This is a genomic window from Paenibacillus whitsoniae (genome assembly GCF_003955665.1).
Classification (GTDB): domain Bacteria; phylum Bacillota; class Bacilli; order Paenibacillales; family NBRC-103111; genus Paenibacillus_E; species Paenibacillus_E whitsoniae.
Window position 1 is genome coordinate 214,175 of sequence record NZ_RXHU01000034.1, and the last position, 21,290, is coordinate 235,464.

Sequence of the window (21,290 nt, forward strand, 5' to 3'; positions counted from 1 at the left end):
GGCTGCGGAGAATCCCCGTGTTTTGACCTTTATGGTCGTATTCTGACCTGTTGTTGTAGACGTCCATGGGTTCCGCCTCTTCCCTTCTTTTTAGTGATATAATGGCTTTACACAAAAATAGACACGTTTGCGACAAGGGGGAACGGCATGTTTACACTGCTCATCGTGGAGGACGAACCGCTGATTCGTACCGGGCTGCAGCATTATTTTGACTGGCAAGCGCTTGGCGTAACCCGGATCCTGGATGCGGACAATGGTGGAATCGGCCTGCAAACGGCGCTGCGCGAGCGCCCGGATCTCATTATCACCGACATTCGCATGCCGGAGATGGACGGGCTGCAGATGCTGGAAAAGCTTCGCTCAGCGCTTCCCGATACCCTTTTTATTATTTTGACCGGGTTTAACGATTTTGACTATGCCCAGCGGGCAATTCGCCTTGGAGGGGTACACGATTTCTTACTTAAGCCGCTTGAGTATGAGGAAAGCTTGGCGACCTTGATGAACGCGATTGGGACATTGAATACGCGGCGCCAAGCGCGCGAGGAGCGCGAACAGCTTGTCCGGCAAGCGAATACAGGCTTAGGCCATTCGATGGTCAAGGCACTACTGGACGAGGAGATCGCCGTATGGGAAATGGGCTTGCAGGAACTGCTTGGCGGGTTAGACGAACGGCCCGTGCAGTTTCAGCCATTCGCACTTACGTGGCTGCCGGCGGATGGCGCGTCGTTCTCGCGGAAATGGTTTCGCGAGGAAGCGGACAAGCTGACGGAGACTGCGCTGGCGGCACTATACGGCGCAGGCCCGACTGCTGCCAGCCGCGTCCTTCTCTATGCGGATGGCCGGAAAGCTTATGCCGTCGCCGTGTTAGATGCGGGGGCGCAGATGTCCGGCGACGCCGCTCGGGATCTGACGCTGCCTGCTGGCTGGTTTGTCGCCTGCGGGCAGCCGGCAACCGGCGCCGCTTCCCTTCCACAGGCGCTGCACGACGCCGACAGCCTGCTGTACCGGCGCTTCTGCCACCCGGAGCGGCGGCTGTTCCTGGCGGGAAGCGAGCAGAGTGCAGTCCCATCGGGTCGGCTGCTCCTCGCGAACGAAGATCGGCAACGGCTCCTCGACGCGATGCAAGGCGGGCAGCCAGAGTGCTTGCAGACACTGATGCAGCGGCTTGCCCAGGAGCTGCGGGATCAGCTGGCTCAGGCCACGATGGACCAGGGCTTCGCCTACGTGCAGGAAATCATCGCCGTCGCGATCCGATTTGCCCATCTCCACGCTATTCCTGTGGAGGGCATCTACAGCGAGAAGCTGCTCAAGCTGACGTGCGTGGACGATTTTGCGACGCTGGAAGGGCTTTTCGATTGGCTGGCTGCTTGGATGGTTCATGTAAGCGCTGTCTACCAAGCCAACAACTCGTCCGCGCAGCCGCTTGATACGCAGATTTTTGAACATATCGAAGCGTATATTAAGGCGCATATCGACCAGGACATCACGCTGCAAATGGTCGCCGACCGCTTTTTCTATAACCCGTCTTATTTGAGCCGTATTTTTAAACGTCGGTTGAATAAAAATTACATGCGCTTCGTCACCGAAATTCGCATCGGGTATGCGATGGAGTGCCTCAAGCAGCCGGACTATCTCGTGACGGATGTCTGTACGATGTGCGGGTACAAGAGCTACAAGCATTTTGTGAAAACGTTCCGCGCGATCACCGGGAAGACACCGACCGATTTCCGAAAAAAGTGGGGGTGGTGACCCGTGAACCTCTCACGCCTGCTTACACAGCCTTTTCGCCTGAAGCATGTCAATCGGCAGATTTTTGTGCTCATGATTCTCATTATAACCGTACCGCTCCTGATCATCTCGGTAATCATTTATTTCTTCTCCATCCAGGCAGTGAAAAATGAATACCAAAGCAGCTCCAGCCTGATCCTGAACAATCTGTCGTTCAATATCGACCAGTACCTGCAATCGATCGAAAAAGCGACGCTCACCGCCCAAATGGATGGCGGCCTGCAAAGCGCGCTGGAGCATTGGGTCGCAGGCGCGGAGGATAGTCCGGGCGATCGTCTGCTGCCCTACAGCACGACGATTGAACAGTTCGTCAGTTCGATTGAAATGACGATCAAAAACGTGGACAGCGTACAAATCTACGCGGGCTCGCGCGTGTTCTATTCGGCGAATTTTAATCGGGCCGATTATGATGTGAAGGATTTTACGCAGGAGGACTGGTACATCCAGACCCAGCAAAGCAAGGGCGGCATCGTGCTGTTCGGCACGCATAAGCCGTTTCACCGCGTGAACGCCAAGGCGCCCGTCATTTCCATCGCGCGGGTGATCAATAAAGTCGGCAGCAAGCAGCCGCTCGGCGTGATGCTGATCGACATTCGGCTCGATTCGCTGCGTGAGATTTTGAAGCTGTCGGAGACGAGTAAGCGCAGCTTTACGATTGTCGACAGCCATGGGGGGAGCATTTACAACTCCGAGAGCGCTGCAGGTGGGGAGGCATCGCCGATTGGACTTGAGGCGCCGAAGCTGGAAGCCGTGCTGGCGCAGGAGACGGGCAGCTTCTACGCTTGGTTTAACGGCGCGAATGCTTATGTCAATTTCGTCACGTCGCCCTACTCCGGCTGGAAAGTGATTCAATCGATTTCCGAGAAGGAGATGACGAAGCAGGCGGAGGTTTTGATCAAAATCATTTTGGCGCTGGCGATTTTGTCGCTAGGCACCGCGATTTTATTTATGTTCATCCTCTCGGCCAGGGTGACCAAGCCTATTATTTTGTTAAGCCGCAAAGTCAAAATGGTCGGTCTCGGCAACTTCGACGTCGACATTTCCTCGGACCGGCAGGACGAATTCGGCGTGCTCTATCAAGGCATCCGCAAGATGATGGGGGATCTGCAAAACTACATCGAGCGCTCCTCGATGGCGAAGGCGCAGCAGAAAGTCGCGCAGTTCGGCGCGCTGAAAAGCCAGATCAATCCACATTTTCTCGCCAATGTGCTGGAAACGATCCAGATGAAGGCCATTCTTGGCGGGCAGCGGGACGTCGGGGAAATGGTCGGCATTCTCGGCCGGCTGTTTCGCATTCATATCCAGACGGGCAAAGAAACCGTCATGCTGCAGGAAGAACTGATCCACACCCGGCTGTATGTCAAAATCCAGCAGATGCGCTTCGGCGAGAAAATCGCTTACCGCGAGCAGTTGGCCGAAGGCACGGAAGAGCTGCGCGTGCTGCATTTCTCCTTGCAGCCGCTTATCGAGAACGCCTTCGTGCACGGCCTGGAGCGCAGCAGCGAGCCGGGGCTGCTCGAAGTCGTGTCGCTTCGCGACGGTGACGATCTGCTGCTGCTCGTCCGGGATAACGGCGTCGGCATGGACGCCGCTAGGTTGCAACAGCTGCGCGCGCGGCTGTCGCAGCCTAGCGATACGCTGGATGAGACGCATATCGGCATGAAAAACGTGCATGACCGCATCGTGTTCTATTTTGGCGAGGCGTACGGCCTTGAGATCGAAAGTGTCCTTGGCGAAGGGACAACTGTCAAGATTAGGATCCCCGCGACGGCGCAAAGTACGCTACAATGAAGAAACAGAGATTAATGAGATCAGGGCCTACCCTACAAAGGAGAGCACATGCTGGGACTCGCGATTTTACTTGCTTTTAATTTGATCGGCATCGGGTTGCAGACAAGCCTGCACATTCCGCTGCCTGGGAATGTCATTGGATTAATCTTGTTTACGATTGCATTATTTACGAAGCTGATCAAGCTCGAATGGGTGGAACAGACGGCGAACTGGTTCACCGGGCATATGATGCTGTTCTTCCTGCCGTTCGTAGTCGGCACGATGGCGTTTTTCCCGTTGATCGGTGCAAACTGGCTGTCCATCGGTGCCGGCGTCATCGGCAGCACGGCGCTTGTTCTGATCGTCACAGGCTTCGTGACTTCGAAGCTGCAGCGCGGTGCGGATACGGGCGCAGGGACTGGCGGGAAGCGCGGTCGGCGGGATGAGCTGGTGCAGACGCTGGACGGAGAAATGCGCAGTACTACTGCGGGCAGAACTACTCCGCTGGACGGAGGGATGTCATGAGCGCATCATCTTGGCTCACGAACCCGATGTTCGGCCTCGCGCTGAGCGTCCTCACCTATACGGCGGCGCAGGCGATTCATCGGCGGTGGCGGTTTTTGCACCCGCTCTTTGTCTGCTCCTGCTTCATCATCGCTGTGCTCCTCAGCTTCCGCATCCCCTATTCCGCCTACAAGGTCGGCGGGGACGTGCTGACGCTGCTGCTCGGACCGGCGACCGTCGCGCTCGGCGTGCCGCTGTATAAACATTTCGCTTTGATTAAGCGAAATGTGGTTGCGATCCTCGTCTCAGTGACCCTTGGGTCCCTGACGAGTATCTTGTGCAGCGCCGCCCTCGTCGGGCTGCTCGGCGGCAGCCGCGAGATTTTGCTCAGCCTGCTGCCGAAGTCAGTCTCCTCGCCAATCGCGCTGGAAATCTCCCGCCATCTCGGCGGCCTGCCGGAGCTGACCGCCGTGCTCACGGTGCTGACCGGCCTCTGGGGCAGTATGATCGGCCGACGCCTGCTGCAGGCGATGGGCTGCGGCGACGCCCTCTCCATCGGCATCGCCGTCGGAACCGCTGCGCACGGCATCGGCACCGCACGGCTGCTCAAGGATTCCGAGACGGAGGGCAGCATGAGCGGCTTCGCGATGGGCGCAGCGGGGATTATGACGTCGATTTTGTTTATTCCGATTTATTTATGGTTGGGGTAGCCGCAAAATTACAGACTCCGGCCGCCCAGTACCTGCATTTTGTACAATTAATTAAACGCCAAAATTGGAATAGGCCTTCAGTTACTGTAAATTGTACATGTAAATCTGCCGATTTACTTACAATCAGCCCAAAATCCGGATTTCCACCGAAATTAACTGTAGGTTTTGCAGGTACTCCTTCAATTTGGAGGAGCTTTGAGCGAATTTGATGTAGTTTTGCAGGTAACCAACTGCAGCGAGCGTGCGTACCGGCAGCTTATCTTCGCCAACAAAAAACCAGCCCCCGCGTCCCAACGGACACAAAGGCTGGTTTTCTATTTTTCCGCGCTACAGCTTCAAGCGATACACCGCTTTATTCTCAAGTCCGCGAATCATCGGCGTCCACGGCTCGGATTCCGGCGTCGTCAGCAGTGCGTCCTCCACCATCTGCAGCTTCGCGTCCATCGAGTCGATGTAATGGAGCGCGACGGCCTCCGGCAGCTGCGGCAGCACCGGGCTTCCCCACTCCGGCAAGTTGTGATGGGACAGCACGATGTGCTGAAGGCCGATCACGACATCTGACTGCAGGTCAATGCCGTGATAGATGGCGGCTTCGGTAATCCAACTCGATACCATGGAAATGTGCCCGAGCAGCTTGCCCTGCACGCTGTAATCCGAGACGATGCCGAGCTGGGCGACCATCTCATCCGGCTTGGCAATATCATGAAGAATAATGCCCGCTTTGATCAAATCCGGGTTCAAAAACGGCCGCTGCCCGCAAATAAACTCGCCGATTTCCAGCATTCTGACGATATGATAAGCGAGTCCCGCATAGTAGGCGTGATGGTGCGATTTGGCCGCCGGGGAGTGCTCCAGCTTATCGCCGACCTTCACAACGCAGAACGAGACGATGTTGCGAATTGTCGGGTTCTCGATGCTATCCAGCACGCGATGAATCGTTTGAATCAAGTCATACGGCGAGATCGGCGCCGAGCGAATAAAATCCGTCAGCTTTACGCCATCTTCAGGCGTCGCTTTGCGGATTTTGCCGATTTTGATCTGGAGCCGTTCGCGGTACAATTGCACCAATCCCTGCACCTTGACCAGCGTCATCGGGAAAAACGTCTCTTTGTCGGTGATGCTCGCATCCCACAGCTTAGCGGGAATTTGGCCGCTGGCGTCACAGAGGACAATGTCCAGAAAATCTTTGGCCGGCGTTGTGTTGGTTTGCTTAATTTCCAATTCCTTGATGAGATAGAACCCGACAAATTCATCGGGCGCTTGCAGCTGTTTAATTAACGTCATTTAAGTTCCTCCACCATTCATTAGGAACATTATACTACGTCTTGCCGCTATCACACCACATACTCCCGAAATACCTCGTTGTAGTAGACAAACTTGCTGCCAGGGTACTTGAATCCAAGAAACATGCCCGAAAAGTCAATTCGCACCGAAGTCAAATAAGGGCTGCGTACTGTACTCCGTACCAATTGACGCAGACGTGCTTCGTTCTTGCTGTTAATCGCGTCCACAATCTCCTGTGCGTAAACCGGATTCACCGCAATTTCCCTGTACATGGGAATGACCGATTTCGCGATCGCGCGATGGATAGCAGAATTAAACGTACGCTGCGTCAGCCCAGGCTGGATCGTCGTACCATTCGTGATGACGAGCAGCGGCTTCGGCAGTGGAATATCGATAAAATAGCCTACACTATTGGAAGCGAGCGCATAAATCGGTCTGCGGCCGATCGCTTTGCGCAGCAGTTTTTGCATCTCAGCGATGTCCGTTTCACGCACGGCTTTCGCCCATTGCACAGCGTACCTTGCATCACAAGCCACTTTTTCGTAAAAAGGCAGCATCCACCTCGCCAGCTTCCGCACTGCAAATGCGCGCTGTCTGATCGGCTTTGCCTTGGCTGTCTTTCCTTTTTTCATCGCTCACCCGCTCCCTAAACATCACAATTGCTTACTACTACTTAGCCTATTGCCGCGTTAGGAATTGGTGTGGGCTGGCCATAATTTTCGACGACGAGCATCGGGATGAGCGACTCGGAACAATTCGTTGGGCAGTCTTCGATAAGCAAACACCCCCTCTCCCACAAGGGAGAAGGGGTGCAACCATCATACGCTATTTCCAAGCCGCCACCGACAGCGGCGAAACCGTCCACACGCTTGAGGTGCCGCTCAAGCCCACACGCCCGACCAGGAACGCGTTCGGATCTGTCCACGTCAAGATCGGCGTCTTGCTGCGATCAGTGAAAACCGAGATCGACGCGCCGCGCAGCTTGACGGTCACATGCACCGTTTCCTGCGGGGCGAGCTTCCAGGAGCCGGACGCTGCTTCCATGCTATTTTCATAACTGTTCCGCTTCAAGCTTACTTTGTCCATCCCAAAAGCAAGCGCATAGCCCATGTAACCGTCCTTCACCTGGTCTTTGTGATCGGACTCATTCGTCGTACGAAGCAGTACGGTTGCCATGGCGCCGGACACTTGATTGAGCGTCAAGTCAAAGCTGACGGTGTAGTCGCTCCAACCCCACATGCCGCCGAAGCGGTTTACAAGGCCGACTGCGTTCGGTTTGACCGCCAATTGCTCCGGCACGGCTTGAGTGAGATTCGCCTCGAGGTCGCTCAGCGCGATTTCACCTTTGCCCCGACTTATCGTCAGCCAGCCCGTCCCTTGCTTCAACGCAAAGGTGCCGAGCGGCACTTTGCTCCAGGTGGCGTCCCCGGCAAACAATGCTTTATCCAGCTTGATTTCCTTGGACGTCCCGTCGACCTCTACCCGCAGCGTCGCGCCGGCAGATAACTGAGAGACACGCGCGGCGAGCAGGTAGCTTCCTTCTTCGCGCACATTGACCGGAAAAGACACACTGTCGCCCGCATCAGAGAGCAGCACGGCATCACTGCCGTCCGGCGCTATGCCGGGACGAACCGCAGCTTGGCCGCTCATCGTGCCATGCACCGCGTCCATTGTCCCCGGCAGCGGCTTGATCGCTTCGCGGTCGCTGCTGCCGTTCGCTTCGCCCGAGAAGGCCGTGAAATGTAGCTCCGGTTGCAAGCCCGTTGTCCACTGGTAGCCGATGCGCCCCGGGATGCCAATCAAATCGCCCTGCTCGATTTGGAGCAAGTTGTCCCAATACAGCTTCGTCCCCGTGCTGTCCGATTCGACGCGAACGGTATGCAGCTTCGTCAGATCAGTCCCCGCTGGCAGCGGCTTGGTTGCCAGTTCCGTCTCTTTCCCATCAGCCCTAGCCATAAGCGTAAGCTCCTTGGCATCTGGGCGAATACGAGCTACGCGATAATTCCGACTATCCGCATAAGCAAACACAACATCAAACGTCGAAGCTGCTCCATCTGCAGCACCGGTCACGAAATTAAACTCCCCCGTATACCGGTCGCCCGTCCCGGTTCGTGCGAGCCACCCTTGTCTCTGTCCATCTTCATGAATTCGCTCCCACTGCTCAGTCGATGGCAATGCCCCGGGAATGTCCTGGAAAACCGGCATTTTCGGCGCTTCCTGCGGCACGCCGTGCGTCGGTCCGAGGACGGACATCTTATCTCCATTGAAAACAAGCCGGTCGATATTCATCTTGCGCATGGGAGGGCCCTCCGCAGATCGGCCAACCAAGTTGTGATAGACGATATAATATGCGTCCAGATCCGGCCCAAGCACAGTCGCGCTGTGACCAAGTCCGTTAAAATCATCTGCCGTCGAAATCAGAATCGGGTTGTTTCCAGGAATCTTATAAGTCCCTACTGGAGATTCATGATTGACGCCGTAGTTAACGCGATACCCTTTACTAAACACATGGTTCCCGGTATACGTAATAAAGTAGCGCCCGTTCCGCTTAATAATCATGGAGCCTTCAGTCCAATGGCCCAGCGAGGTAGCGCTCAACTGCTTGTCAGGCCCAATTGTATACGGGTCGGACATGCTGCTCGCCATAATCCCCCCGTTCTTCGCATGGGTAAAATACCACCGGGCATCGTCGTCGATAAAAACCGAACCATCGATCGTAAAGCCGAGGTTATCCGTTTTGTTCACAAACGGGCCGGTCGGCTTGTCGCTTTGCAGCACATAGTGACCCTTGCCCGCCGGTGACGTATACATGTAAAACGACCCGTTCCAATAGACAACCTCCGGTGCATAAGCACTTTCGGTAATCGGCTCCTCCGTTACTAATCCTTCATACTTCCAATGGACCAAATCGTCGGAGCTCCAAGCCTTGATCCCAATGCGTTTATCTTTCGTACTGCAATATAGATAATATTTACCGTCAAAGCGAAGAATGTAAGGATCGCCAATGCCGTAATCCTCCCATTCTCCCTCAAGCGTAAACGGATTCTGATACGTAGTCCCAAGCGTAACTTCCATGTGCCTCACCTCCTCCTTCTTCCCGAGCAGCGGAATCTGCCAAATACCTGCGATCAGCAGCATTATGCAGCAAGCAGCGACAAGAAGCCACCTCGCCTTCGGGTTGAGCATCGCCTCATTATTCATGATTTGCGATGACTTCCAATGCATAGACAGAAGAAGGACGCAGCAAGCACGTCACGACAGAACGCTCCACCGATACTTCATGAACGCGGCTAATGACATCTTCGGGATGCTCGGCAGCGTTATAGCTTTCAAAGTGATCGCCGGTAATTTCCGTAAGACGAGCTGTTCCCGATACAGCAAAATCGCCGAAGCTCACATCTGTTAGCTGCTCGTCCAAGCTGCGGTTTACGATAAAGACCGTCACCTTATTCCGATCCTTGTTGATACTCGCCACAACGTCCAGAATCGGCAGCTCGTCGAGCTTTGGTCCTGTCGCCGGTCCCTTCACTCCGAAGCTCGGACAATCCGTACTACTTTCCACCACATAACCCAATTCGCTGTTGGCGTAAGCCTGCATCACGTAGTACGTCGGAGAACCGTAAACTTTCAATGCATTTTCGGTTCTGTCAGCAGATTTGCCCCTGAACTGATCGGCATAGTAGTCGCCGACGCGGATACATCCGCCGAGCCAACCGTTAACAAGGTCCGAAAAGCTGCCGATTTCAACCAGATCACTGCTCCGGATAAATTCATTCAGGTTCGCCGCATTCGCTGCTGCAGCCTCCAGTGTATGTTCATTCGGCAGCCCTTTGCGAATCGTGTTCGGGTAATACATCGTGTTGTACTCCGTGATCGCCAGCTTCACATGCGCATAGCGCTCGGACGAACCGATCAACGCTCTGGCCTGACGCACGGTCTCGCGCGTCCATTCCGGATAAGAGACAATGGCCTTAAACCGTTCCTCCGCCGGCGTCTGGTGATTCATCCCGAAGCGCGGGCAGCCATGGTACAAATGCAGCGTCAAATAGTCCATGTGCTCGGCAGCACGCGCAAGAACCGTGGCGTTCCACCCCTCCGTCTTGTCGTCCCCGCAGGCGAGCAGGCGAATACTCGGATCAGCCGCCTTCATTGCTTCAGCAAATCGGACATAACGCTCGGCAAACTGTTCAGCGTTGCAATGCCCAACTTGCCACGGCCCCCACACTTCGTTGCCGATCTCCCAGTACGTTACGCCATAAGGTTCAGGGTGCCCGTTGGCCGCACGCAGACGCCCCATCGGCGTCGTCGCATCGCCGTTGCAGTATTCGATCCACTCGGCCGCTTCCTCCGGCGTGCCCGAGCCGTCGTTCACGCAGATAAGCGGTTCAACATTCAGCTCCCGGCAAAAAGCAATGAACTCGTCGGTGCCAAAATATTTGCTCGTCCAGCCTCCCCACGCCTCATTCACCAGGCATGGACGCTCATGAACCGGCCCAATTGCTTGCTGCCAATGGTAGGCCGAGATGTAGTTGCCCGCCAGCCGCATCATGCCGGCATTTAAGGAGCGGGTCATCTCCATCACTTCCCGGCGAACGTTGCCGGCGCTGCCCGATGGCAGCAAGGAAATATGATCCAGCCACAGCATGCCGGTGGACACGTGATCCAGCCAGCGCGGATGCTCAGCAGGGACATACAGTCGGAATTCCGCCTGCTCGCACGCCTGCTCCACCCGAAGGCGAACATCATACGCTCGCCAATCATGGCTTTCCAGATCGATGCGCACTTGCCCTAACAGCTCTCCCGTCCGCCGATTCACGATCTCCGCCAGCAGGTATTTGATGTCAATGGACGCTCTGGCATAGAGCGACAAAGCATAGCCTTGCTGATCCTGCTTGACGGCAACCGCCTGAGCAACCCCTGCATATGCACAATCGTCGCTGAACAAACGAATCATCTGACTGTGTCCCGAATGGTAAGCAGCCGCAGGCTCTAGACCATAGACGGTGCTCTTGCCATTCGTATAGGGACGCCAGCTTCCTGACAATCCCCGATAAGCGACGTCCTCGCTTTCAAAATCCATATCTCTCAGCGGATACGCCAGCATCGCTTCCATATGATCCCGAATATCTTCGACGAAATGACCGAACAGATAGGGATTGATAGCTGTCGTACGACTTGTTTTCGCATTCACCTGAATTGTTGCTTTGGATTGCACCATGATGTTAACGCATCCTTCCACTTGTTATCCTTTCAAAGAACCGATCATAACGCCCTTCACAAAATGCCGCTGAACAAATGGATACATGACCAAGACTGGCAAGCTGGAAATAATGATGACGACGTACTTAATACTTTCCGCCAGCAGTACTTTGTTTTCTATGCCCACATTGCTGTCGGAAGCATCGGCCTGACTCACCATTAAGACCTCGCGCAGTACAAGCTGAAGCGGGTACAGGTCTTTGGTGCGAATGTAAATTAACGCGTTGAAATACGAATTCCAGTGGCCGACTGCGTAGAACAGCACCATTACCGCAAGAATCGGCTTCGACAACGGAAGAATGACGTGCGTTAACAGCTTCCAGTTGGAACAGCCGTCGATATTGGCTGCTTCCTGAATTTCCCACGGAATGTTGGATTGAAAATACGTTCGCATCACAATTAAATTATAGGTGGCAATCGCGCCAGGAATGACAAGCGCCCACATCGTGTCCACCATGCCTAAGTTTTTCACGAGAAGATACGATGGAATCAATCCCCCGCTGAAAAACATCGTTAGCGTAATGAAGAACATAATAATGCCCCGTCCAGGCAAATCGGGTCTGGAGAGCGGGTAAGCAGCCAGTGTCGTCATGAACAGGTTAATCAACGTACCGACCAATGTATAAAGGATCGTATTGCCATAGCTGTTCCAAATCTGTTCATTGTGAAATACGTTCCGGTAAGCATCCAAGGTAACCTGCTTAGGCAACAGCAACACGTCGCCGTTTAATACAAGCGCAGGATCACTGAAAGAGGCGCTCACAATAAAGACGAGCGGATACAGCACCACCACCACGATGAGCGCCGCCAATACGTTCACGACAAGATCGAATATTTTTTCATCGGATGCGCGCTTTTGAAGCGTTCCACTAGTCATTCAAGATTCCCCCTTTACCATAAGCTGGTCTCCGCCTTCTTGCGGGCAAAGCGATTCACCAAGAGCAGCAGCGCAAGATTGATCAGCGAGTTGAATAAGCCAATCGCCGCCGTGTAGCTGTATTCGCCTTTCAAAATACCTGCCGAGTACACGAAGGTTGAAATGACATCGCTGGATTCCAGATTCAAGTTATTTTGCATAAGCAGAATTTTCTCGAATCCGACATTCATGAAATGCCCGACATCGAGGATGAGCAAAATCACGATAACCGGTAAAATCCCGGGCAAAGAGACATGCCAAATACGCCGCAGCCGGGACGCACCGTCCATTTTAGCGGCTTCATACAACTGCGGATTAACTCCGCTCAAGGCTGCAATGTAGATAATCGATTGCCAACCCATATTTTGCCAAATGTTGGATGAGATAAAAATCGTCTTGAACCATCCCGCAGAATCCATGAATCGAATCGGCTCCCCGCCAAACGCCTCAATAATCGAATTGATCGGGCCGCCACGCGGAGACAGGAATACCATAATCATCCCGACCATCACGACAATAGAGATAAAATGCGGGATATAGGTAATATTTTGCACAACTTTACTATACGTTTTGTTACGGATTTCCGTCACCAACAGCGCTAACGCAACTGGAATCGGGAAAGCGAACAGCAGGGAGAATAAATTAATCGAAACCGTGTTCCATAAGAGCCGCCAGAAATAGTAAGAGTCAACGAACCGTTTAAAATGGTCGAGACCGACCCATGCGCTCCCACTGATGCCCTTCGCAGGACTGAAGTTTTTGAACGCAATCTGAAGCCCGTAGAGTGGGCCGTAATTAAACACTAAATACCAAACAATCGGGAGCAGCAGCATCAAATACAAATCGTACCGACTGCTCACCGCTTTCCAAAGGCGCGAGCGCCTCGACCGAGATCGAGACGCCGTGCCTGCTGCATGTACCGTACTGTTCATGTGCAGTCCTCCAGCCGTGATGCCTGATTATTTTTTCTGTTTCATTTTGTCGTAAGCATCTTGGTAGAGCTTCTGCAATTCGTCAATTTTCATTTTCTTGAGCGTCGATTGGAATTCGCCCCATTTATCGAAGCTGAGAGCACCTGCAATAAATTTCGTGGTTTGTTCTTCGTAATATTTATCAATATCGTTACGCAAAATGTTGATTTGCTGGGCTGTTTGCTCGTCGAACAATGGCGCTGCAAAAATCTTCGGCATGTATGGATCAAGTTTCTTTTGGGCTTCCTGAACCTGTGGCGGATTGATGAAAGAAGCTACCTTTTCGCTGATCAGGTGAGGAGCCCCACCGCCGGCATAAGGGGTGATTTTGGATTGATTGCCTGTTGCCAAGAAAGCATCGGTATAATAAGGAATACCATTGCGCAATTCATAATTATCGCCTTGGCGGCCAAATCGCAGCAAAGTCGAACCTTCGTCACTGTAGAAATAATCGATCCAACGCATCGTAGCTTCCGGATTTTTATTCACCGAAGTGATGGCAAACGCACCGAAATCCCTTGGCACTGGAGCTGATAATTGCAGTCTGTCGCCATGCGGTCCTTTGACCGGGGAAATACCAATATATTGATCGTTAACTTTCGTACCCAACATCGGATTGTTCGTCTGATCAAAGAAGAAGCCAGTATTTCCTGTAGCTTGCTTAGCTATATATTGAGCTTCTTTCTGCGAAAATACTTCCTGATCCAGCAATTTCTCGGAATACAGTTTATTCAGGAACATCAGCATCTCTTTGTTCCGGTCGCTGCCCATCCAAATATTGACTTTGTCATTCTCAATGTTGATGTAATAACCGAGCTGTTTGTCCAAACCGAAGGATCCACCCATAATATCGGCGACAGGTATGCCTAGACCAGGGCCACCGCTTGCGCGAGCGGTCATCGGGATTTCGTCCTGTTTGCCGTTGCCGTTCGGATCTTTATCCCGGAACGCTTTCAGTACTTCGTACAGTTCGTCTGTCGTTTCCGGCTCTTTGAGATTTAATTTTTTCAGCCACGCTTGGTTCATCCAACGCTTGTCGGTTCTGGCGGAGTTTACAGTTACAATGCCGGGAATGGCATAAATATGGCCTTCAGGCGTTGTAATCGCCGGACGAATCTCAGGATAAGTTTCCATGAGTTTCTTCAAATTCGGTGCATACTTGTCGATCAGACCTTCTAGCGGAATCAATTGTCCGCCTGTGCCGTAGCGGATCGCTTCCAGCGGTGTAAGCCCCGAGCGATACATAACGTCCGGGAGTTCATTCGAAGCGAAGAGCAGGTTCTTTTTCTCAGCAAATCCGTCTGTCGGCGCTTCGATCCATTCCACTTGTACGTTGCTCAATTTCTCGTAGTCCTGGAACACCGGCATATCTTTGAACGGGCCGTTCGCAGGCGCAGTTCGCGTAAACATTTTCAGCTTAATCGGTTCCTTGACAATCGGAAATCCTGCTGTTGACACCTTATCTGTCGAGCCGCTTGGTGCTTTGTCTTTCGTTTCTTTACTTGGTGTATCCGAGCCGCATGCCGATAAGGTCAGGCTGGAAACGACCAGCGTTGAAAGAAGTACAGTCCCCCATTTTCTTTTCATTCGTTCTTCCTCCGATTCACAAGTATGTCCGCCTTAGCAAGAAAGCGTTTTCTAAGGGGTGATTTTATTATAAGTAATCGCTTACTTCCCGTGATTCAACATCTATGACATTCCATTCTACAATTTTGACTGTTTGAGGAGATCGATGTAGGCTTGCGGCGTCGTTCCTGTTATCGTTTTGAATACTTTGAAAAAGTACGTATAACTGACAAAGCCAACCTCACTGCTGATTTGCTTCAAAGCGAGAGCGCCCGCTTCCATATGCAGACAGCTCTTCTGAATGCGCAGCCGGTTCAAGTACTCTGTGAACGTCATCCCCGTCTCTTCTTTAAATAACCTGCTTAAATAAGAAGGATTCAAATTAAGCGCGCTTGCCACGCTATCCAGCGAAATATTGGCGGCGTAATGATCGGTAATATACTGCACGGCTTTCGCAATATGGCGCGAATAAGGCCCGCCGGCTTGCTGCTTTTTAATCACTTCCGTTACGCGCGTGTAATACGCTATCATCCACTCGCCAAGCTCCGGCACGGTGTGCAGACGCGCAATCTCATTGCGGGAAGGGATCAAACTGTGATCTTCCGGCGAAATATGGGCAAATTGCCGCTTCAAAGTCATTTCCATCAGGTGCAGCAATTCGCTCACCATCATTTGAACTTTGATCGCGTAGGCTGGCAGCGTGCGTACTTCCGCAAACATCAAGGTCAGAAGCTGCACGATTTTATCGAGATCGAGCTGCTCCACATAGAGACGAAGCTGCTTGCTTTCCTCATGAAACAGCGTTTCTCTCAACATCGGTGCTTGCAAGCCTTGAGCATACATGGCGTTCATTTCCTGATCCGCTGTTCTGTAACTTACGGCAACTTGACGAAGGCTTCCGCATAAAGATCCCACTGTAAAAATGCTGCGCAAATTCAAAAACTTCTCCAGCGTATGCGACAGCGCACTCATGGCCTGCTTCATTTGCGTCATGACGGCATGCTCACTCCGCTCTGCGAAAGAGAACAGCACGATGAACCGCCCCTCGCCCACATACCCGACCGTTCGCTTCTGAACGTCTCCAACGGCGAGCTGCATAACTTCGGTTGCTTTGTGTACTAAATCGTTTTTTTGAACATCGGTCAATCGTTCGGTCACCAGCAAGAACGGAACGATCTGCACGACGGCCGTTCCATAGGTAACCGCATCCGCGTACACACCGCTCTGGCGGACGAATTCCTGTAAGGCATCTCCTGTCTCGTGCCCCTCTCTGGCGACATTCGCGACATGCTCGCGAAGCATGACCGGGCTAAGACTTTCCATCATCCGCGTCTGCGCATTCCGCGCTTCATGCTCCCGCTCTTCGCTTTGCAGTTCCTGTACCGCTTTATTCAGCAGCGACACCAGTGCTTCTCCGTTGAGTCGATGCTTGAGCAAATAGTCCATCGCCCCATTCATCAGACAAGTGCGCACATAGTCGTAATCGTCAAAGGAGCTTAGCATGATCATTTTAACTTTGGCAAATCGCTTTTTGATCCGGCGGCACAGCTCCACGCCATCCATGATCGGCATGCTGACATCGATAATGGCAATGTGGGGGAGATGCTGCTCCATCATGGCGAGCGCCATTTCCCCATTCTGCGCTTCGCCGCAAATGACGAATCCATGCTCCTCCCACGAAAGCATGCTCTTCACATCATTGCGCGCCAACGCTTCATCATCTACAAGCAAAACTTCATACATGCTTTAACCCTCCTGTTCATGGGGTTCCAGTCTCGGAAACCGGATTTGCACGGTTGTATAAGCCTCCGGCTCGCTTTCGAGAAACACGCCGTACGGCTCGCCGAACAGCCGAACGATTCGCTCATGCACGTTGCGAACGCCCATGCCGCTGAAGCGTGTGTTTTTATGTTTTTCAAACAAAGCATCAATCTGCTCCTTGGTCATGCCTTTGCCGTTATCACGAACCTCAATGCGCAGTTCATTCGCTTCGGCATAAATGCGGATCTGCACCAAACCTTCGTGTGCCGATGAGGAAATGCCGTGAATAATCGCATTTTCCACGAGCGGTTGAAGCATCAATTTAAGCACGCGAAGCTGCAGCAGCGCTTCATCCTCGACTTCGATATGCAGGTGAATCGGTTCGACATATTTATATTTTTCAATCGTTACATAGCTCCGCACGTACTGCAATTCCTCTTGCAGGGTAAGAAATTCGTTCGAATGACCGAGGACACCGCGCATCAGCTCGACCAGCGATTCGGACACCTCGACAATATTCGGAACCCCGTTCAGCTTGGCCAAATATTTGACCGTATTCAAGGTGTTGTACAGAAAATGCGGACGGATCTGCGCCTGCAGCACGGCGAGCTCCGCTTCGCGCTTTTCTTTTTCCTTCTTTACGACATCATCGAGTAAGCGCTTTAATTCGTTGATCATGCTTTTGAAAACGAGATGCAGCTGCCCAATCTCATCCTTGGAGTGAATTTCGGCCGTCGTTAGCGTCATATTCCCTTCCATCACATGCATCATCATCGAGCGCAGCCGGCGAATATTGCGGGTTATTCGTGAGGAAACCTGCTGCGTGGCAATGACAATAATGATAAAAACAACAATGGCAACCGTCGCGATGATATTGCGAATACGTGCCGTTTCGGTCAGCAGCGAGTTCATCGGCACGAGCGCCAGCGTCGACCACCCGGTATAGTCCGATTTTCGGATCACGACCAGATAGGAAGTTTGCTGAATAATCCGTTCCACAGAACCTTCCGTATCCCGAAACTCATTGGCCAATTTAAGAATGGTCTCCTGCGGAAGCGAGCTTGTACCCGGCTGGTAAATGAATTCATCCTTCCTGTCGAGCACATATAGCATGCTGTCCGGGGTCGGCTTGACATCAAAGATTTTCTTGATAAAATCATCGTTCAAATTAAACATGACCATCCCGATCAGACTCCGATTATACCGCAGTTCGCGCCCGGTTACGATCGAATCGTCAGTGCCTGTCTGGTGAAAATAAGCGTGGCCCGATCCGTTCTGAAGCAGATCGTTCATCATGGGAGTCCCCAGTACACTTCGATCTAGCCATGGGGAGCCGACGAAAAAAACTTTCTCGTTCAAGCCGATCACGGCTGCGCGCGAGATGTAGGGCTTGTAGGCGATCAAGGCGGATAGGAACTCTTCAATCCGCTTTTGCTCCTGAAACCACTCGTAGCTAGGTTCTTCCGTTGAACTCGTGAGCGTATCCAGCACTGTCTTATTTGTGGCGACAACGGTGTTCAGACGACTGACCTCTTCCAGCCGCAGATTAAGCGACTCATCGGCCTGCCGAATGCTTTCCGTCACGGACGTAATCGCATTGTTTTTGACCGTTTCCCGCATGTACAAGTAGACGATGCTCGTAACGGCGACGATGCCGATGAGCGTGACGAGACTGAAGGCGACGAAGATTTTGCCCTGAATGCTGAACGTAGGTGAAAATAACTTCTTAAGCGAGGCTAGCTTCATGGGAATCTCCTCTCCGGTTCGTAGAAAAAAGCATGAATCCCGCCCGGCCAGCGCGCTTGATTCATGCTTCTAATATTACTCACTGTACGGCGTTATGCAAAGCCCCTGCGCATCTTCTTTCGCTTGAAGCAGCACGATGCCGGGGCGCGTCCGAAACGGAGCCGTTCGATCGTTCCCGAACAGCGTCGCTTGCAGCCTGCCTTCCCGATCGATAAACATCGTGCCGTGCCCGCCATGAGGAACCGCCAGTCGTCTTGGCGTGTAAGGTCCGTAGATGTGATCGGCAACGGCATACATCAGATCGTACGTCCCGTCCACACGCTTGTCGCCGTGCCAGTCTGCAGCCCCCAGAATATACTTGCCCTGATATTTGACGATAAAAGCGCCCTCGTAGCCGACCCGCCGGCCATCCACAGGAACCAGCTTACGCGGATCTTCTGCAAAGCCGGTCATATCTTTCTTCATGCGGGCGATTTTGCCGTCCTGCCAGACAAAATACACCTCGCCGTCCTCGTCCTGAAATAAGGAAGAGTCAATGTCCGTGTTCGTCATCCGGCCCATATCGATGTACGGCCCTTCCGCGAGGCCCGATACGCTCTTGATGAGCCCCGTGCCGCCGCCCTTCAACGAATACGTGATCCAGAATGTATTATAGAGAAAAATCATCTCCGGAGCCCAGAGACACGGTTCTGCGTAAATATTGTTTTCCCAGGTGCCGTTCTCGGTCAAATCCCACACCTTCGCCAGATGGTGCCATTCCTTCAAATCGGAGGATTGCCACAGATGCAGCTGATCATTGCGATCCCAGAAGTCGCGACGGGGCTGATCCGACGTGCCCGTCATGTAGTACGTCCCGTCGGGGCCTACGCTGATATGCGGATCCCGAATCGGGAAATCCGCGACAGGCTGCAAGCGGCCGACTGCGCCTTTTTCCAGGATAATGCCGGGGCTCGGACGCAAAAAGCCGGGGCTCGCCGTCTCCATCGGCACAACAGCCGGCAAATGCTCGACCGGCGAGTAACTGCCGCAGCCGGTGAAGGCCGCGTAGAGCCCGCGATCGCGGTCCTCGAACAGCGTAAGCTGCCCGCCGTGCGGCAGCGCGAGGTATCTCCGGCTGTACGGCCCGTAGATGGAGCGGCTGACCGCGACGAACGTATCCACGCTGTCGCTGCCCATGCGGGCTAGCGGATCGGCGCAGGTCATGTAGTAGTACCCGTCCCGCTTGTACAGGAAAGCGCCGTAGGCGCCGACCTGCCGATTGCCGGTATAGGACGGATGATCCTCGCGCCCGGGCATTTTCCACGGCTGCACCTCTATCGCGCGCGGCTCCTCGGCCAGGCCGCTCATATCGCCCTCCATGCGGGCGATTCGACCGTTGCCGTAGACCCAGTAGACGGCGCCGTCATCGTCCTGGAACAACGAAGCATCCTGACCGTCTGCCGTCATCCGGCCCATATCCTCATATGGGCCTTCCGCCTTGGTGGTCGTGCTGCGCAAGAGACCTGTCCCGCCTTGCAAGACGCCGTAAGTCAGCCAGTAGGTGCTTTGCACATAATGCAGCTCCGGCGCGCAAATGCCGTGAGGGGCTTCTCCTTCTTTTTGCCAAGAACCGTCCTCTGGGAGGCTCCACACCTTGACCGGCTCTCCCCACGCCTGCAAATCGTGAGAAGCCCAGACCTGTACCTGCGCACCGTCCAGTGTTCCGGTCAAATAATACAGGTGATCCGGGCCTGCGCACACGCTTGCGGCTTGCAAAGGTACGTCTAAGATGGCCTTTATCGTTACGGCTTCAGCCGAATAGCTTGTACACGCCGACCATTCCGTTTCAGGATGCGGAGGGTGCTGAATAAAATCGGACTTCATCGTCATTCTCCTTTTCACCGAGACAAGTTGAAAACGCTCTCCTCATTAGTATAACTCGCCTGGAACGCATGCTTAATAGAAATTCCGGATGAAAAGGTGAGGAAAACGGACATGATCTAAGGGGATTGTTTGCGGCTTTCCGGCGGCGACCTCCCCTTTTCCCTGTGCAATGCTCATGCTACAATGTAGAAAATTGCACGCCATACAAAGGAAGCGACAGCGCCATGAACCAGTTCAGCAAACACGGGCCCATCTATCATCTGCCGCCGATTGGAGAACCGCCTCCGCTCAGCGTTCAGTTCCTGGGCATCAATTACTGTGAACACGACTATCGAAACGTACGGGAGCTTGCCAGCATTACAGTCGTCGGATATGTACTTTCCGGACAAGGGAGTTTGCAGGTAAATGCGCAATCCTACACCGCAGGAGAAGGGGATGTTTTCATTTTGCCCGCCGGCTGCTCCCACGATGTTGCGCCAGATCCCCGGCACACAGGCCAGTGGAGCTACATATGGCTCAATGTGAGCGGCAGCTGGATTTTGAAGCTGCTGGACGCGTACCAGTTGACTGCGCAGCTTGTGACACCAGGGAACGGACTGGGCCCACTGTTCCACGAGGCCATTGAGGGCGCAGTGCACCGTTCTGTTAACGAGATGCAGGCCGAACTCCAGGTGATGCTCATGCGAATTATCGTCACACTCTCTAGCCTCCAGCGCCAAAGAGGCGCCTTGCTGTCACCCGCTGTTCAAGCGATTCAGCACTATTTGGACAACCATATCCTGCAGGGGTTCGATCCCCTTGAGCTCGCCGAACAAGTCGGCATGTCCGCGCGGCACATGAATCGCCTCTTTAGGAAGGAAATCGGCACGACCGTATACCAATACATCCTCGGCAAAAAAATGGAATCAGCCAAGCTCATGCTGCTGGACACCCCGCTGACGATCAGCGAGATCGGATACCGGCTCGGCTACAACGATCCGCACTATTTCTCTAATCTATTCCAGAGCAAAATCGGCGTGCGGCCAAGCGATTTTCGGAAGCGGCTGGAGGAGTCGCGTTAAACGGGGAGCCTGCAGAAACGACAGGTAATTCTGATAAAAAGGGCGGAATCGCAGGAGAAGCAACTTTCGATCCCAATCAGCACAAAAACCG

The 21,290-nt window shown here is 53.4% G+C and carries 15 protein-coding genes; 5 read left to right on the plus strand and 10 right to left on the minus strand.

Annotation, left to right across the window (positions count from 1 at the left end; translation table 11 throughout):
- Positions 1–147: 147 nt before the first annotated feature.
- From EJQ19_RS13350 to EJQ19_RS13365, 4 genes are read left to right on the plus strand one after another with little or no spacing between them, the layout of a single operon-like run.
- Positions 148–1,749: a response regulator gene (locus tag EJQ19_RS13350; RefSeq protein ID WP_126141717.1), complete on the plus strand. Its 1,602-nt coding sequence runs from the start codon at positions 148–150 to the stop codon at positions 1,747–1,749.
- Between the two features lie 3 nt (positions 1,750–1,752).
- Positions 1,753–3,579 carry a cache domain-containing sensor histidine kinase gene (locus tag EJQ19_RS13355; protein WP_126141718.1) on the plus strand — a complete coding sequence of 609 codons (1,827 nt, stop codon included), beginning with the start codon at positions 1,753–1,755 and terminating at the stop codon, positions 3,577–3,579.
- 48 nt (positions 3,580–3,627) lie between these two features.
- Positions 3,628–4,083: a CidA/LrgA family protein gene (locus tag EJQ19_RS13360; protein WP_126141719.1), complete on the plus strand. Its 456-nt coding sequence runs from the start codon at positions 3,628–3,630 to the stop codon at positions 4,081–4,083.
- On the plus strand, positions 4,080–4,772 hold the full coding sequence (locus tag EJQ19_RS13365) for an LrgB family protein (protein WP_126141720.1): 693 nt from the start codon (positions 4,080–4,082) through the stop codon (positions 4,770–4,772). The genes EJQ19_RS13360 and EJQ19_RS13365 overlap by 4 nt, the downstream gene beginning before the upstream one ends.
- A gap of 327 nt (positions 4,773–5,099) precedes the next feature.
- Here the strand turns inward: EJQ19_RS13365 and EJQ19_RS13370 are convergent, their stop codons facing one another.
- From EJQ19_RS13370 to EJQ19_RS13415, 10 genes are all read right to left on the minus strand, one after another.
- Positions 5,100–6,056 carry a 3'-5' exoribonuclease YhaM family protein gene (locus EJQ19_RS13370; RefSeq protein WP_126141721.1) on the minus strand — a complete coding sequence of 319 codons (957 nt, stop codon included), beginning with the start codon at positions 6,054–6,056 and terminating at the stop codon, positions 5,100–5,102.
- Positions 6,057–6,106: 50 nt separating this feature from the next.
- The gene (locus EJQ19_RS13375) at positions 6,107–6,688 is read right to left on the minus strand and encodes a hypothetical protein (RefSeq protein WP_126141722.1); all 582 of its coding nucleotides are present in this window, start codon (positions 6,686–6,688) and stop codon (positions 6,107–6,109) included.
- A 193-nt stretch (positions 6,689–6,881) separates the two neighbouring features.
- Positions 6,882–9,131 (minus strand): family 43 glycosylhydrolase, encoded by a 2,250-nt coding sequence (locus EJQ19_RS13380; protein WP_164716530.1) that lies wholly within the window; start codon positions 9,129–9,131, stop codon positions 6,882–6,884.
- Between the two features lie 118 nt (positions 9,132–9,249).
- On the minus strand, positions 9,250–11,274 hold the full coding sequence (locus EJQ19_RS13385; protein WP_126141724.1) for an alpha-L-arabinofuranosidase C-terminal domain-containing protein: 2,025 nt from the start codon (positions 11,272–11,274) through the stop codon (positions 9,250–9,252).
- A gap of 24 nt (positions 11,275–11,298) precedes the next feature.
- Positions 11,299–12,192: a carbohydrate ABC transporter permease gene (locus tag EJQ19_RS13390; RefSeq protein WP_126141725.1), complete on the minus strand. Its 894-nt coding sequence runs from the start codon at positions 12,190–12,192 to the stop codon at positions 11,299–11,301.
- Between the two features lie 14 nt (positions 12,193–12,206).
- The gene (locus tag EJQ19_RS13395) at positions 12,207–13,163 is read right to left on the minus strand and encodes an ABC transporter permease (protein WP_126141726.1); all 957 of its coding nucleotides are present in this window, start codon (positions 13,161–13,163) and stop codon (positions 12,207–12,209) included.
- A 27-nt stretch (positions 13,164–13,190) separates the two neighbouring features.
- Positions 13,191–14,789 carry an extracellular solute-binding protein gene (locus EJQ19_RS13400; protein WP_126141727.1) on the minus strand — a complete coding sequence of 533 codons (1,599 nt, stop codon included), beginning with the start codon at positions 14,787–14,789 and terminating at the stop codon, positions 13,191–13,193.
- A 117-nt stretch (positions 14,790–14,906) separates the two neighbouring features.
- Positions 14,907–16,511: a response regulator transcription factor gene (locus EJQ19_RS13405; RefSeq protein WP_126141728.1), complete on the minus strand. Its 1,605-nt coding sequence runs from the start codon at positions 16,509–16,511 to the stop codon at positions 14,907–14,909.
- A 3-nt stretch (positions 16,512–16,514) separates the two neighbouring features.
- A complete protein-coding gene (locus EJQ19_RS13410; RefSeq protein WP_126141729.1) occupies positions 16,515–18,275 on the minus strand; it encodes a cache domain-containing sensor histidine kinase in 1,761 nt (586 codons plus the stop codon).
- Positions 18,276–18,350: 75 nt separating this feature from the next.
- Positions 18,351–20,138 carry a family 43 glycosylhydrolase gene (locus tag EJQ19_RS13415; protein ID WP_164716532.1) on the minus strand — a complete coding sequence of 596 codons (1,788 nt, stop codon included), beginning with the start codon at positions 20,136–20,138 and terminating at the stop codon, positions 18,351–18,353.
- Between the two features lie 224 nt (positions 20,139–20,362).
- Here EJQ19_RS13415 and EJQ19_RS13420 point away from each other — a divergent pair, with 224 nt between their 5' ends.
- The gene (locus EJQ19_RS13420) at positions 20,363–21,199 is read left to right on the plus strand and encodes an AraC family transcriptional regulator (RefSeq protein ID WP_126141731.1); all 837 of its coding nucleotides are present in this window, start codon (positions 20,363–20,365) and stop codon (positions 21,197–21,199) included.
- Positions 21,200–21,290 lie beyond the last annotated feature (91 nt).

Excerpts from the sequence above, each read along its gene's own strand:
- EJQ19_RS13375 (WP_126141722.1), bottom strand. The coding sequence starts at position 6,688 with ATGAAAAAAGGAAAGACAGCCAAGGCAAAGCCGATCAGACAGCGCGCA.
- EJQ19_RS13370 (WP_126141721.1), bottom strand. The coding sequence starts at position 6,056 with ATGACGTTAATTAAACAGCTGCAAGCGCCCGATGAATTTGTCGGGTTC.
- EJQ19_RS13380 (WP_164716530.1), bottom strand. The coding sequence starts at position 9,131 with ATGGAAGTTACGCTTGGGACTACGTATCAGAATCCGTTTACGCTTGAG.
- EJQ19_RS13405 (WP_126141728.1), bottom strand. The coding sequence starts at position 16,511 with ATGTATGAAGTTTTGCTTGTAGATGATGAAGCGTTGGCGCGCAATGAT.
- EJQ19_RS13415 (WP_164716532.1), bottom strand. The coding sequence starts at position 20,138 with ATGAAGTCCGATTTTATTCAGCACCCTCCGCATCCTGAAACGGAATGG.
- EJQ19_RS13390 (WP_126141725.1), bottom strand. The coding sequence starts at position 12,192 with ATGACTAGTGGAACGCTTCAAAAGCGCGCATCCGATGAAAAAATATTC.
- EJQ19_RS13410 (WP_126141729.1), bottom strand. The coding sequence starts at position 18,275 with ATGAAGCTAGCCTCGCTTAAGAAGTTATTTTCACCTACGTTCAGCATT.
- EJQ19_RS13420 (WP_126141731.1), top strand. The coding sequence starts at position 20,363 with ATGAACCAGTTCAGCAAACACGGGCCCATCTATCATCTGCCGCCGATT.
- EJQ19_RS13395 (WP_126141726.1), bottom strand. The coding sequence starts at position 13,163 with ATGAACAGTACGGTACATGCAGCAGGCACGGCGTCTCGATCTCGGTCG.
- EJQ19_RS13350 (WP_126141717.1), top strand. The coding sequence starts at position 148 with ATGTTTACACTGCTCATCGTGGAGGACGAACCGCTGATTCGTACCGGG.
- EJQ19_RS13400 (WP_126141727.1), bottom strand. The coding sequence starts at position 14,789 with ATGAAAAGAAAATGGGGGACTGTACTTCTTTCAACGCTGGTCGTTTCC.
- EJQ19_RS13385 (WP_126141724.1), bottom strand. The coding sequence starts at position 11,274 with ATGGTGCAATCCAAAGCAACAATTCAGGTGAATGCGAAAACAAGTCGT.
- EJQ19_RS13365 (WP_126141720.1), top strand. The coding sequence starts at position 4,080 with ATGAGCGCATCATCTTGGCTCACGAACCCGATGTTCGGCCTCGCGCTG.
- EJQ19_RS13360 (WP_126141719.1), top strand. The coding sequence starts at position 3,628 with ATGCTGGGACTCGCGATTTTACTTGCTTTTAATTTGATCGGCATCGGG.